The organism is Methylibium sp. T29-B (assembly GCF_000576225.1).
GTDB classification, from domain to species: Bacteria; Pseudomonadota; Gammaproteobacteria; order Burkholderiales; family Burkholderiaceae_C; genus Methylibium; species Methylibium petroleiphilum.
Genome location: NZ_AZSN01000099.1, coordinates 1 through 13866, shown reverse-complemented (window position 1 = coordinate 13866; position 13866 = coordinate 1). Strand labels below are relative to the sequence as shown.

The following is a 13866-nucleotide window of genomic DNA, read 5'->3' as shown; positions in this document are numbered from 1 at the left end:
AGTGCGCTTGTTCAGCCGCGCCGCCCTCACGCGCGCCGCGGTGCGGCCGGCGGCAACGCGTGCATCGGCTCGTCGGTGGACCACACCCAGCCACCGCCCGCAGCGCGCAGCGTGGCGGCCTTGGCCTCACGCTCGCGTGGGGTCATGAAGGGGCTGTACACGTGCAGCGGCAGCGGCACGGCGCCCGTGTCCAGCAGCAGCGCATTGGCGAACGCGGCTGCGCAGCGCGCGTCGTAACGCAGCGGCTTGACGAAGTACCGCCCCGCATCGACGAGCGCCTGCAGCAACGGCAGTTCATGCACGCCCTCGACCGGGATCCACTGATCGCTGGCCAGCAGCAGGGTCGCAGTGTCGATCTCGTACGTGTGCTCGCGCCGCGCGCGGATCAAGGCCGTGATCACCGCGCGCACACGCTGACCATGGTCAGCGTCACGGGCTTCGAGCACTGCCGCATAGGTCCTCGCGATCCGTTCCCAGGTCTTGGCCGACGCCAGCAGCGGCGCGTCGGGCATGTGTTTCAGCCAGATCCGGTAGCCGCCCGGGAAGGCCTCGGCCGCCTTGAACTCGGCCAGCGCCACGGCCAGTGGCGCCACGCATCGTGCGGCCGCAACACACCCAGGCGTTCTCGGCGGCGCCGCGCCGCTTCCGCGTGCGTCGCTTCGTTGAACTGCTCCGGCACGTACAGGCGCTCGCCAAGCACGACACCCTTCGCCCGCACCTGCTCGGCGGCGCGCTGCAGGTACTTGTGCAGCACACCCTGCGATCGTTTACCGGACATCGCCGGCGACCAGCGGTTGAAGCCCGCGCGCTCGAACAGAAAGTGCGTCAGCGCGCGCAGGCTCATGCGGCGCCGCGGCGCCTCGATCTCGCCCGGGTCATCGTCCGTCCGTCGGCCCAGAGCCTTGCCGCCGGCCTGGCGGCTCCACGCGAAGTCGACCCGCAATTCCACGGCCCCCTCGGACTCGCGCACTGCGTCGCCCACCAGTTCGCCCAGCCCTGACTGCTGTGGCGACGGCTCGAACGACGGGCAGGCCGGGTGGTGCTGGCTGCCAGTCTCCGGCATGCGCTTGGCCAGGTAGCGGCGGTGAAAGGCGACATACATTTCGACGCCGCCCGGCACGCACAGACAGCGCGGTCGCTCGGGTGTTTCGTAGACGGCGGCCAACGCATCCTGGAGCGCGGGCTGGTCAGGCTCCAGGATGCGGCCGCGGATTGAGAGTCGCTGCGTATCCACCGCCGCATCGTTGACCACCATCAACGCGCGGCACAAGCCGAAACGGGCTTGCTGCCGGAGCGGTATCGCCAATACGTCGGAGACCAGGAGGCGCCCCGAGGGAATGGGGCCTCGAAGTTCAGCCGACGGCCCGCCCCGGAGTGGCACTGCGGCGCACAGGAAGGCGGTGGTTTGAACGATCTGTGGCGCCCGCCCGCGCGCGATCTTGGAGGCGACTCTGGCGGTGCGGATCACCATCAGGACACCGGTCAGACAGCTGGTCCGGGCCTGGATCCGCAGGCTCGAATGGGCTTCGATAATGTTTATGTCAACTCAAGTGGATGCGTCCGGCTGCCCGGTGCGCGGCAAGCGCCTCTTTGTCGGAAATCACTAGATTTCCGGAAACCCTCGCACCAAAGACCCGGAACCAACGGCATGGACGCCCCGACTGTCGAACGCTTCAGGAGACTTTCTGATCACTGTCGAACGGTTCCAGCTCTGTGGCGCGAGAAAATGGCCAGTACGACGGTTCCGGACCTTTAGTGATCACCTGGCCGACGAGTCCAGGACTTAGTGCGGTCAGCTCATCGGTCATCGCCACGACTTCGCGCACCGCGTCGCAATTGACAGCTTCGGCGAAATGCCGCGGCACCGCCATACAGTGGCTGGAGGCTCCGATGTAAATGCCCACCGCGTTGGGGCGTTGGGGAACACCTCGTCTTCGCTTGCGCATTGCCATGCCGTACATCACCATTATTGATGAACGGCAGCGCCATGCAAGGCGTCGATCTTGACTCGCTCTTAAACCGGATAAACCGGATGCGGCTTGCGCCGCTCACCACAGTCGCCGACGACCTGCGGACCATGCTCAGAGACGGGTTCGCGCCACGGCGTCAGATAGCGCTGCGGGCTCGCACCAACGACGTGTCCGTCAAATTCTAGTTTAGTCAGCTGTAGCTGTAGAAACCCTGTCGGCTCTTTCGCCCAAGACGTCCGGCAGCAACCATCTCCTTCAGCAGGGGAGCTGGCCGGTACTTGGGGTCGCAGAATTCATCGTGGAGTACAAGCATGATCGACAGAAGCGTGTCGAGGCCGATCATGTCGGCCAGAGCCAAAGGGCCAATCGGGTGGTTGCATCCCAAGTGCATGCCGGCGTCTATGTCCTCTGCTGTCGCAAGACCCTCCTGCAACACGAAGATTGCTTCATTGATCATCGGGCACAGGATGCGGTTGACAACGAAGCCCGGGCTGTTGCGGACCGTGATGGGCGACTTGCCGACGGTCTTCGCGAAGGCCATCGTTGCCGAGTAAGTCGCATCTGAAGTCTGTACTCCGCGAATCACCTCCAGCAGCGACATGACCGGAACAGGATTGAAGAAGTGGATGCCGATGAAGCGATCCGGCGCGTCCAACACGGCAGCCAGCTGTGTGATAGAGATCGACGAGGTATTCGTCGCGACCACGGTCTCTCGGCCGACGCTGGCGCCGACTTGGCGCAGGACCTTCAACTTCAGCTCTAGATTTTCCGTCGCTGCCTCGATCACCATGTCGACCGACCGAAGGGTGGCGTAGTCCAGGCCAGTGGTGATCCTGGCCGTTGCAGCATCGCATTCAGCGGCGGTCAGTTTCTCTTTCGCCACCATGCGATCGAGATTGCGTTTGATGGTGTCCATGCCGCGCTTGAGTGCCGTGTCATTGACGTCGAGCATCGTCACGTTCAGGCCGGCAACGGCGCATATCTGTGCAATGCCGTTGCCCATGGTGCCCGCGCCGACGACGCCGATCGAACTGGGAGAGATTGCCATTCGAGTGATCAGGAGTTAAGAGAATGCAAGTTGTCTTTAGTCGCGGCGAGTCAGCGGCTTCGATCCCACTGCTCGTCAACGCCGCCCGCAAGGCGGTTCAAGAGGCGCGCCAGCACGAACAACAGGTCCGAGAGCCGGTTGAGGTACTGAAGGACGGCCGCATTGACAGTGTTCGCTTCGGCCAGCACGACGACCGAGCGCTCGGCGCGCCGACAGACAGTTCGCGCTACATGGGCTTGAGCGGCCGCCAAGGAGCCACCGGGAAGAATGAACTCCTCCAGTCGTGGCAGCTTCGCATTGGCCTTCTTCAGCCAATCGTCCAGGGCTGCGACACGCTCGGCCTTCAACAGCGTGTAGCCGGGGATGCTTAGTTCGCCCCCAAGGTCGAACAGATCCTGCTGGACGCTGCGAAGGAGCACGGGTGTCTGAAGATCCTCATCACCGTTGATGCCGATGGCCAGGAGCATCCCAATTGTGGAATTCAGCTCGTCGACATCGCCCATGGCCATGACGCGCGACGCCGTCTTGCTCAGTCGGCTGCCATCGCCCAGTCCCGTGGTTCCGTTGTCTCCGGTGCGGGTGACGATGCTGGTCAGTCGTTTTCCCATGTTGTCTCGCAATACCGGCCCGACGCCACTTTCAAACAAGTACGGCACGCAGCGCGACCGCATATCCCGCATACACAGTCGCGATGTTCAGGATGGCCGCGCGCTTGGCCACGTTCATCTCACCAATGGGTCGTGCCGGGTCACCGCCCCAGACGAGCCCACCGGTCAAGTGTTGCCCTGGCTCCGTGACGCAGCCGCCCGCCACGAACGTGTCATCGTCGATGGTGGTGCCAGGCGCAATGCGACTGCTGATGCCGACAAGGCATCGGGCGCCGACGCTGCAATCCGCTAGCCGGACGTTGTGCCCGATGGTGGTTTTTTCGCCCAAGACCATTCCGCCTGAACCGGCCCGGAGCACTGAGTTGTCCTGCACGTTGCAGAGCCTACCGATCGAGATGGTTCCCTCTCGCCCGTCGAGGCGGCATCCGAACCAAACGCTGGCGCCATCGGCCAAGTCTACGCTGCCGTCGAGATCGCACGTGCCGGCGACGAATGCATTGGATGCAACGCTTGTAGTCACTGCCCGACACGTCCACTCGGCATGCGCCGCTAGATTGCGGGCTCGCTGCAGTTCAGCCCGGGCCTGCCGTTCGTGCGAGTTCAATGCCCTCACCGGAGCGGCCGGTCGGCCGGTGTACAGCATGCCGGGCTCCAGCGTGCTTCGCGGATAGACGATGCTGCCCGCCTCGATGACGCATTCGGCGCCCACCACCGCGCCGTCGAGGATGACGGCGTCCCGTTCCACGACGACGTCGTTCCCCACGGTGCAGGCGTGTACGACTGCGTTGGCCCCGACGCAAACCCGATGGCCGATCAATGTGGGATACAGCTCATGCGCGATGTGAACCGTTGCACCCCGGCCCATGTGCAGCCCGTCGCCGATTTGCACGAAATGGCCGTCTGCGCGAATCACCGAGCCCGCGCCAAGCCACGCCCCTGCGCCAAGCGTCACCCGACCAACGATGACGTGCCCGGGCAGCGCCGCCGCGGGAGCGGACGCCAATGCGGGATGAGTTCCCTTGTAGGGAATCAAATTCAGCGCAGTAGACATTTCAGCTGCCCGAAGCGGCCTCACCTGCGCGCCAGCGACGCTCCGCCTCGTCCCAGGCGGCCAGCGCCTGTAGGTCCGGCACCCAGGCGAGCCCGGACTTGGCGTCCGACGACATGGGCTCACCGCTGACAAGCACATCCAACAAGGCAGGCGTCCCGCCTTTGAGGGCTGCCAGTGCACGCGCCAGCGCCTTTGGCAGGTCCTCGGCCTTCTCCACGCGCTCGCCATGCGCACCGAATGCGCGTGCCATCGCTGCGTGGTCGGCGTGCTGCAGGCGCGTTCCCACCACCTTGCCATGCGTAGTCGTCTGGTCGTGCACCTCGATCTGCCAGGCGCCGTTGTTGGCCACGACCACGAGCACCGGAACGGCATGGCGCGCAGCGGTGTCGATTTCCATGGCATTGAAGCCGAAGGCACCGTCACCGGTCAGTACAGCCACCGTGCGTTGCGGGCAGGCCAGCGCCGCTCCAATGCCAAAGGGCGTGCCAACACCGATGCAACCCAAGGGACCGGGGTCCAGGTAGGTGTCGCACCGAATGCCGACACGCGTGAAGGCAAGGAAATCGCCGCCGTCGGCCACGACGACCGCGTCGTCGCCGATCGCCCGCTGCACTTCAGCCAGCAAGCGGTTGGGATGCATGCGGCCATCTGCTCCATCGGCCGCCGCCGCCATGCCGGATGCGAGCTTGGCGGATCTCGTGGCATGCCCGGTACAGAGTCGATCGCGCCAGGCGCGATCCACTGATGACCCTCGGCCCTGGCCAGCGGCGACCAGTGCTCGCAGTGCCCGCCGTGGCGACGCGAGCACTTCCGCGTTGCCGCGGCGGTTGTCACGCAATTCCTCCGCGTTGTCCGCAATCCGGACCCAGCGCGCGCTGCCGAAAACGGCTGGTGACCCGTAAGCCACCTGGAAGTCCAACTTTCGGCCGATCGTGATGACCAGGTCCGCGTCACCCATGGCCGTACCGCGCATCGCGTTCACGAGCGCCGGATGATCGTCGCGAAGGACCCCCTTGCATTCCCCGGTGTCGAGAAACACGGCTCCAGTAGCGGCAAGGAACTCGTCCAGTTCGGCCCTCGCACCACGCGCGCCGCGGCCGCCAATGACCAGGGGTCGACGGGCTTGCCAGATGAGGTCGGCCGCCTGAGCGACGGCAGACGGATCTGCCTGAATCTCGACGCCTCGGCGCACTGGTGCATGTTCCTCCCTCTGTACGGGCGCAGGAACATCGGCACGCAAGGTGTCCGTCGGGAAATCGAGGAAAGCCGGGCCGGGTTCGCCGCCAGATTCCCCTTGAGCCAGTGCCCAGGCCTCGTCCAGTGCCCGCGGCACCTGCGCTGGATCCTGGACGGTGCAGGCGAAGCGCGTCACGCCCTTCACCATGCTGACGTGATCCATATCCTGTAGGGCACCGCGGTTTAGCTGCGGCCGAGGAGGTACGCCCGAAAGGACCAACACTGGCGCCCGCGACACATGCGCATTGGCGATACCGGTAATCGCGTTGGTGACCCCGGGCCCGGCCGTAACGAGGGCGACCCCGGGTTTGCCGCTGAGCTGACCGTAGGCGTGCGCCATGTAGACCGCGGCACGCTCATCACGCACGTCGATGATGCGGATGCCTTCGGCGTCCAGACGCATCCAGATCGGCATGATGTGCCCGCCGCACAGGCCAAACACCCGGTCGACGCCTCGTGCCTTGAGCTTGCGTGCAATGACGGCAGCAGCAGAGTTCTCGCCAATTGGCGGTGGGTTCATGGCATTGGTCCTGCTTGGCTGGGTCGTCAGGCTTGGTTGCCCGTACCGCCTGGACCGCGCCTCGCCAACACTTCCGTCTGGGCGCGCCTGTTCACCGTACGCGCCAGCGCCTGAAGCAGATCCGCCAGTCGATTGACGTAGGGGAGGCGAATCGAATTCCCGGCTGCACCGGGGTCGTCATCGACGAGACTTAGAAGTTGGCGTTCCAATGTTCGACACGTCGCTCGTGCCTTGAAGCAGAGAGCAGCGGCCATCGTCCCGCGAGGCAGCACCACGCCGACGGTTTCCGGCAGTTCCGCGGCCCAGCGATCGAGTTCGTTGTCGATTCTTCGCAAAGCCGCGGCCATCAAGACCGCGCTTCCAGGGTCGGAAAGCTCAAGCGACAAGGTCACGAGTTCTTCCTGGGTCTCCGCCAGAACCGCCCGCAGGTCCGACCCGCAGTCCGAGGCAATCGCCATGCCGATCATGCTGTTCAGCTCATCGACGATGCCGATGGCTTCGATGTACGGACTGTTCTTGGCGACCCGGGTACCGCGCGCCAATGACGTCATTCCGTCGTCAGGATGACTGATCCATGCGCCCATGTTGTTGACCATGCCTTGTGCTCCTGTGAAGTGCGCTCCGGCCTCAGTCCGTCCAGCCCAGGTGACGGAGCACGCGCTGCAGTGCCTCGCTCGGCAGGCGTCCGGCGACCTGCCGACAGTAACCCTCGTAGGGGACACACCTTGCAGCGTCAATTCTGTGCAGCGTCAGGTATCGATGCAGGGCCAGCTTGTCATGGCCCTTTCGAACACTATCGGCCAGTAGCCGCTCAGCCGCTGGCGCGCTCGATTCCTTGCGCACGGCTGATTTCAGCCGGCGCACCTCGGTTCGCGATAGCGAGCTGATTTCAGGCATGGCGAGGATATGCTCAAAAAACCGGTGTCTCTCGGTACGTGCCCCAAAGGCCCTTCAGCTTCTCGACGATGTCTCCCATCGTGGCGCCAGCCTTCACCAGCTCGATGGTCAGCGGCATCATGTTCTGACTCTCGTCCTTGGCGACCTCGACGAGCTGATTGAGCATAGTCTGTACCTTGGCCTCGTCGCGCTCCGCACGCACGCGCTTCGTTCGCGCGACCTGGCGCTCGGCAGTCGTGTGGTCGTATGGGTGGATCTCGATCTTGACGTTGCTTTCGTCTTCGACGAAGCGGTTGACGCCGATCACCGGCTTCTCGCCCGACTGCTTGCGCAGCGCGGTTTCGTAAGCGAAGTCGGCAATCTGCTTCTGGAACCAGCCCTGCTCGATCAGCTTGATCGCGCCGCCACGCTCGTCCACTTCCTTGAGGATCTCGAAGATCTTCTTCTCGTACTCGGTGGTCAGCGCCTCGACATAGTAGCTGCCGCCCAGCGGATCGATCACCTGCGTGACGTTGGTCTCCTCGGCAATGACCTGCTGCGTGCGCAGCGCCATCTTCATTGCGTCCTCGGTGGGGATCGCGAAGGCCTCGTCGTAGCCGTTGGTGTGCAGGCTCTGCGCGCCACCAAGCACTGCCGACAGCGCCTGCAACGAAGTGCGGATGACGTTGACCATGTACTGCGGTTTGGTCAGCGTCGCGGCGGCCGTCTGGCAGTGGAAGCGCAGCCGCATCGATTCCGGGTTCTTCGCGCCGAAGCGCTCCTTCATGATCTTGGCGTAGCAGCGGCGCAGCGCGCGGAATTTGGCGACCTCCTCGAAGAAGTCGCCCTGGCTGACGAAGAAGAACGCGAGGCGCGGCGCGAACTCGTCGACGTGCAGGCCGGTCTTGGTCACCTCTTCGACGTAGGTGACCAGGTTCGCCAGCGTGAAGGCAGCTTCCTGCAGCGGCGAGGAGCCTGCTTCGCTGACGTGGTAGCCTGAAATGTTGATCGGGTTGTAGCGCTTCATGTTCTTCGCGCTGTACGTGATGATGTCGCGCACGATGCGCACCGACGGCGCGATCGGGTAGATGTACTCCTTCTGCGCCATGTACTCCTTCAGGATATCGGCCTGCACAGTGCCCGACAGTTTGTTCAAGTTGTAGCCGCGCTTCTCCGCCAGCGCCACGTAGAACGCCAGCATGATCCAAGCGCTCGGATTGATCGTGAACGAGACCGAGATCTTCTCGAGGTCGATTCCGTCGAGCAGCGCTTCCATGTCTGCCAGCGTGTCGATCGCGACGCCCTCGCGGCCGACCTCGCCGTCGCTCATCGGATGGTCGGAGTCGTAGCCCATCAGCGTGGGCATGTCGAAGTCGGTCGAGATGCCGGTTTGGCCCTGGGCGATCAGGTACTTGAACCGCTTGTTGGTGTCCTCGCCGGTGCCGAAGCCGGCAATCTGGCGCATCGTCCAGTTGCGGCTGCGGTACATCGTCGGATACGGGCCGCGGGTGAACGGGTAGCGGCCCGGCAGACCGATGTCCTCCAGCGGCGTGTCGGCGATGTCGGCAGCGACGTAGGTGCGCTGAACCGGGAAGTCGCCGATGGTGTGGAACTGTTCCTTGCGCTCGGGCTGCTTCTTCAGGAACGCGGCGACTTCATTGGATTCCCAGTCCTTGCGTTCCGACTGGAGTTGGGTCTGCTTCTTGGCGTCAAGCCAGGTCATTGGAGTACTCCTTGCGGATCGTTTTGACGATAAGTTCGCGTGCTGCGGCGTAAGGGTCCAAGGCACGTTCGGTGAGGTTGTTGGCGAGGTCGGGCGAAAACTCATGCGCGCCTGAGGCAAAGCGCTCCAGCAGTAACGTTTCGGCCGTCTTGTGCAGCCGGAACTCAGCGACGCGGCGCCGCCGTTCTCGACCGACGTCTGAGTCGGTCATGGCCTTGCGGTGCGCGGCAATGCGAGCCAGCAGGTCCTCAATGCCTTCACCCGTGTACGAGCTGACGCCAACGACGGGGATTGCCCAGGACCGCTTGGACCCGACCACCGCCCCCAGCGTCAGCATCTGCTTGAGGTCGGTGAGCGTGCGGTTGGCGTCGTCCCGGTCGCACTTGCTGACGACGTGGATGTCGGCGATCTCGAGAATCCCGGCCTTGATGGCCTGAATCTCGTCGCCCAGACCGGGGGCCGACACGACGACCGTGGTGTCGGAGGCGTGTGCCACTTCCACTTCGTCCTGACCGACACCCACGGTTTCGAGGATGATCGTCTGGTAGCCCGCGACATCGAGCAAGTCGACCGCATCGAGAGCCGCGCGCGCCATGCCGCCTGTGGCCCCACGGGTGGCCATGCTGCGAATGAACACACCCTGATCGTTGGCCAGCTCGGTCATGCGAATGCGGTCGCCCAGAATCGCACCGCCGGAATACGGGCTCGACGGATCGATTGCGACAATGCCGACCTTCTCACTACGTCGGCGCAGTTCAGCGGTCAGCTTGGCCACCAGCGTGGACTTGCCGCTGCCAGGCACCCCGGTGAGGCCGATGACATGGGCCGACCCAGCCAGCCGATAGACCTCGGCTAATGCCGTCCGCGCCTCGGGTACGCCCGCCTCCGCTCGGGAGATCAAGCGCCCTAGCGCCCAGCCGTTCCCTGCACGAAGCTTCTCGAGCAGGACGGTAGATGGAACGTAAGTCATTCCGAACCGATCCTGTTCAGGCGCCGGCCTGCAGTTGCTGGTTCAGGGCGCGGAACACCTCGCGGTCGTCGATCACTCGACGCGCCTTGAAGTCCGTGCGCGGAATGGAGTTGGGCGCGACCAGTTCCACCTTGGCGCGAACCCCGAGGACGGTCTGCACGCGATGCGACGCTTCCGAGCGGAAGACCTCAAGCGCGGCCGCGCCCGCTGCCTGCACGGCCTCCGTCGGCTCGACGCGCAGGAGCAGTTCGTCCATTGCCGATTCGCGCGTGATCACGATTCGATGCTCGCCGCCGTAGCCCGACATCTGGTTCAGCGCGGCATCGATCTCGCTAGGATAGATGTTCTCACCGCGGATGGTGAACATGTCGTCGATCCGACCGAAGATGCCCTGAGGAAGCCGCGGATAGGTCCGGCCGCACGGGGTCTCGTCGTTCGTCCACAGGGTGAGATCGCCGGACAGCAGCCGGATCATCGGCTGGCTGGTGCGCTCGAGGTGCGTGTACACCGGTGTGCCGCGCTGACCATACTGCACACGACGCATCGTGGCCGGGTCGCAAACCTCGGTGTAGATGATGTCCTGCCAGCACAGCATGCCGTCGTTGCTCTGCTCCGTGCCGGCAACGTTCATGAACGGCGACATTTCGGCCATCGATCCGCAGTCGTAGACCTTGGCTCCGTAGGCTTCCTCGATGCGGTCCTTGACACCCGGCACCGAAGCACCCGGTTCGCCGCTGAAGAAGAGGCACTTGAGGCCGAAGTCACGCGGATTGAGCTTCTCTTCGCGCGCCACCTCCGCCAGGTGGATTGCGTAGCTAGGCGTCCCGTAGAAGGCCGCCGGCTTCATGGTCTGGAGCCAGTGAACCAGTCGGGCGCTCATGCCTGGGGCGCCCGCTCCGAACGGAAATGCCTTGGCGCCCAGGCGCTCGGCACCGGCCAGCGCACCCCAGCTGCCCATGTACAAGCTCAGGACGGCAGCGATGCAGACCATGTCGCCCGGCCGGATGCCCATGCCCCACATGATTCGGGCGTGAGAGTTCGCGATGGCGCGCCAGTCGGCACGACCGATGCCAAACGCTGTCGGCCGGCCGGTGGTGCCGCTGGTGCCGTGCACGTGGAATATCTCGGAGTCCGGCACGCACACGTAGTCGCCGAACGGCGGGTGCGTGGCCTGCGACTCGCGCAGATCAGTCTTCTTCACCACCGGCACGCGCGTCTCGAAGTCCTCGAGTGACTTGAGCTGGCTGGGATGGAAACTGGCTTCCTCCCACTTGCGCCGGTAGAAGGGCGCGTGATTCCAGGCGTACTGGCACACCTGCTGGAGGCGCTCAAGGATCGCCTTGTCACGCTCCCCCGCCGGCATCGTTTCGCGACGGGGGAACCAGTACCGGCTATCGGCGGACGGCAGATAGCTTTCGTCATATGCGACGGGAAATTTCCACTCTTCCATGTCGGGCCTCAGACTTGGGTCTCAGCGGGCGCCGCGAGCGGCGACCAGGGAGCGGATCGAATCGATGATGGCTTGCGGCGGGGTGTCCTGCAGGAGAACTTCTCGCACACCCATCTTGCGAATCTCCACGACGTCCTCATCCGGCATCACGCCACCGGCGATCACGATCAGGTCGCTCGCGCCCTTCTCTTCGAGCAGCTTGAACATCTTTGGGAACACCGTGAGTTGGACGCCGGACAGCAGGCTCACGCCGAGAACGTCGACGTCTTCCTGGATGGCGGTGTTGACGATCTCGTCAGGCGTGCGGTGCAAGCCGGAATAGATGACGTCCATACCGGCATCGCGCAGGGCGCGAGCGACAACCTTGACGCCACGGTCGTGACCATCGAGGCCAACCTTGGCAAGAAGAACGCGGATCGGAGTTTGTTCCATGGCGAGCGGTCGTCCAGTGAAGAAGGATGGAAGTCAATGTCGATGGCATGATACCTTACAGTATGCGACATACGGTATGTGGTGTTTACCCCAAGGAGCGATCGATAATGGGTGTTGTGACAAGCATTGAATCCCTCCAGCGGACGCGGCCTCTCGTCGAGCAGGTCTACGAGAAGATCCTTGACGCAATCTGCGAGGGAACGCTTGCGCCAGGAGCGCCTGTGCGGCAGGACGACCTCGCGGAGTTGCTTCAGGTGTCGCGCCAGCCGGTGCTGACCGCCCTGAGTCAGCTCAAGTTGCAAGGTTTCCTTGTGGAGCGCGGACGTCGCGGTCTCCAGGTGGCGCCCGTCGATCGAGGTCGCTTCGATGCGATCTTCGAGTTGCGTTCAGCGCTCGAGCCCTTGGCGGCTTCCCTGGCCGCCAAGCGAGCAACCAAGGAACAGATTGCGGCCGGCAATGCCATCGTTCAACTCGGCAGGAAGGTTGCCGCCGCCGGCGACGCGCACGCGGCCTTGCTGGCAGACGTCGACTTCCACGAGTGGATCTACGAAGCGAGTGGCAATCCTTTGGTCGTGCAGTCCATGCAGGCCCACTGGCAGCACCTGCGTCGTTCGATGGGCGAGGTGCTGCGGCACCGGGATCTAGCGCGCGAGGTGTGGAACGAACATGCCGCCGTGTTGAACGCGATTTCCCAAGGTGACGCACAGGGTGCGGCGCGCGCCATCAACGACCACGTCACCTCGGCTCATACACGCGTTGGAACACTGTTGAAGGACAAGTCGGGCCTCGCGGACTAGACATCATGGTCGCCCGTGTTGAGCGCCAGAAGGCTCGTCTCCAGAATCGTGGGTTGCGTACCGAGGTGCGCCGAGCCACGTGCGACTGGACGGGCCAGGCGCAACAGAAGGAGACGAGCCATGGACGAGCGTATCAAGTTCTTCGTTGGTTTGGATGTCCACAAAGACAGCATCAGCGTCGCTGCCTGCGACGCGAGCCGGGAGCCGGCGCGGTTCGTAGGAACGTTGGGGCCGGATGTGAACAAGCTGCTGAAGATGCTGGCCAAGGCGGGCGCTCCGGCCGAGGTCTGCGTGTCCTACGAAGCCGGCCCGACGGGCTATGGGCTGTACCGCGAGTTGCGTCGTCGTGGGTACCACTGCGAGATTGTTGCGCCGTCGCTGATCCCGCGCCGAGCCGGCGATCGGATCAAGACCGATCGACGCGACTGCGCACGGCTGGCCGAGCTGTCGCGGTCGGGGGAGCTCAAGTCGATATGGGTTCCCGACGAGGCATATGAAGCCATGCGCGACCTGTGCCGGGCGCGCGAGGACGCTGTGACGGCTCGGCTGAGAGCGCGTCAGCAGCTCAAGGCATTCCTGTTGCGCCACGAGCGTCGCTATCCCGGCAAGACCTCATGGACGAAGAGCCACGCGATCTGGATTGCCGCTCAACGCTTCGAGCACGTTGGCGAGCGCGTTGCTTTGGGCGAGTACCAGCTCGCTGTGCAGGCCGCCGACGAGCGCGTGCAACGGCTGACCGATGCACTGGGTGAAGCCGTCAAGGGCTGGCGCTTCGAAGCGGTCGTGGCGGCGCTGCGTGCCTTGCGCGGCATCGACACCGTCAGCGCGATCGGACTCGTTGCGGAGATCGGCGACATCAATCGCTTTGCAACGGCACGCCAGCTGATGGGCTACCTGGGTCTCGTGCCCTCGGAACACTCCAGCGGCAACAGCGTTCGTCGCGGCTCGATCACCAAGACGGGCAATGCACACGCCAAGCGTCTGCTCACCGAAGCGGCGTGGAACTATCGCTTCCCCGCAAGGCTCAGCACCACGCTGCGCGAGCGAAGTGCCGCGTTGCCCGAGGCGGTGCGAAACCACGCCTGGAAGGCGCAGGTGCGCTTGTGTATGCGGTTCGGCCGACTGTCATCGCGAGGCGTGCAGCCGAATAAAGTCTGCGTAGCCGTGGCACGCGAACTCGCGGGC

The 13866-nt window shown here is 64.3% G+C and carries 15 protein-coding genes; 2 read left to right on the top strand and 13 right to left on the bottom strand.

Annotated elements, in window-relative coordinates:
- Positions 1-26 precede the first annotated feature (26 nt).
- From Y694_RS26540 to Y694_RS14780, 13 genes are all read right to left on the bottom strand, one after another.
- A complete protein-coding gene (locus tag Y694_RS26540; RefSeq protein ID WP_255343833.1) occupies positions 27-593 on the bottom strand; it encodes a DUF1173 family protein in 567 nt (188 codons plus the stop codon).
- Entirely contained in the window at positions 518-1471 is a 954-nt protein-coding gene (locus Y694_RS26535) for a DUF1173 family protein (protein WP_255343832.1), read from the bottom strand. Before Y694_RS26535 ends, Y694_RS26540 begins: the two co-directional genes overlap by 76 nt.
- Positions 1472-1673: 202 nt before the next feature.
- Positions 1674-1904 (bottom strand): hypothetical protein, encoded by a 231-nt coding sequence (locus tag Y694_RS24340; protein ID WP_152543499.1) that lies wholly within the window; start codon positions 1902-1904, stop codon positions 1674-1676.
- A 256-nt stretch (positions 1905-2160) separates the two neighbouring features.
- Entirely contained in the window at positions 2161-3012 is an 852-nt protein-coding gene (locus Y694_RS14820; protein ID WP_197028796.1) for a 3-hydroxybutyryl-CoA dehydrogenase, read from the bottom strand.
- 56 nt (positions 3013-3068) lie between these two features.
- On the bottom strand, positions 3069-3626 hold the full coding sequence (locus Y694_RS14815; RefSeq protein ID WP_036233830.1) for a cob(I)yrinic acid a,c-diamide adenosyltransferase: 558 nt from the start codon (positions 3624-3626) through the stop codon (positions 3069-3071).
- A 31-nt stretch (positions 3627-3657) separates the two neighbouring features.
- On the bottom strand, positions 3658-4677 hold the full coding sequence (locus Y694_RS14810) for a gamma carbonic anhydrase family protein (RefSeq protein ID WP_036233825.1): 1020 nt from the start codon (positions 4675-4677) through the stop codon (positions 3658-3660).
- Between the two features lies 1 nt (position 4678).
- On the bottom strand, positions 4679-6433 hold the full coding sequence (locus tag Y694_RS14805; RefSeq protein WP_036233822.1) for a thiamine pyrophosphate-binding protein: 1755 nt from the start codon (positions 6431-6433) through the stop codon (positions 4679-4681).
- A gap of 26 nt (positions 6434-6459) precedes the next feature.
- Positions 6460-7029 (bottom strand): cob(I)yrinic acid a,c-diamide adenosyltransferase, encoded by a 570-nt coding sequence (locus tag Y694_RS14800; protein ID WP_051511980.1) that lies wholly within the window; start codon positions 7027-7029, stop codon positions 6460-6462.
- A gap of 31 nt (positions 7030-7060) precedes the next feature.
- Entirely contained in the window at positions 7061-7330 is a 270-nt protein-coding gene (locus Y694_RS23545) for a hypothetical protein (protein ID WP_081782252.1), read from the bottom strand.
- A gap of 13 nt (positions 7331-7343) precedes the next feature.
- Positions 7344-9032, bottom strand: a complete 1689-nt coding sequence (locus Y694_RS14795; RefSeq protein WP_036233819.1) for a methylmalonyl-CoA mutase family protein — start codon at positions 9030-9032, stop codon at positions 7344-7346.
- Positions 9019-10002, bottom strand: coding sequence for a methylmalonyl Co-A mutase-associated GTPase MeaB (meaB, locus tag Y694_RS14790; RefSeq protein WP_036233816.1), 984 nt, complete (start codon positions 10000-10002; stop codon positions 9019-9021). Before meaB ends, Y694_RS14795 begins: the two co-directional genes overlap by 14 nt.
- Before the next feature lie 16 nt (positions 10003-10018).
- Entirely contained in the window at positions 10019-11452 is a 1434-nt protein-coding gene (locus Y694_RS14785; protein ID WP_036233813.1) for a phenylacetate--CoA ligase family protein, read from the bottom strand.
- Between the two features lie 21 nt (positions 11453-11473).
- Positions 11474-11884, bottom strand: coding sequence for a cobalamin B12-binding domain-containing protein (locus Y694_RS14780; protein WP_036233809.1), 411 nt, complete (start codon positions 11882-11884; stop codon positions 11474-11476).
- 26 nt (positions 11885-11910) lie between these two features.
- On the opposite strand from Y694_RS14780, the gene Y694_RS14775 reads away from it, so the two are divergent.
- Positions 11911-12681 (top strand): GntR family transcriptional regulator, encoded by a 771-nt coding sequence (locus Y694_RS14775; RefSeq protein WP_310732257.1) that lies wholly within the window; start codon positions 11911-11913, stop codon positions 12679-12681.
- A gap of 120 nt (positions 12682-12801) precedes the next feature.
- Positions 12802-13866: IS110 family transposase (locus Y694_RS14770; protein WP_036233806.1), on the top strand; the 1065-nt coding region annotated here is incomplete at its 3' end.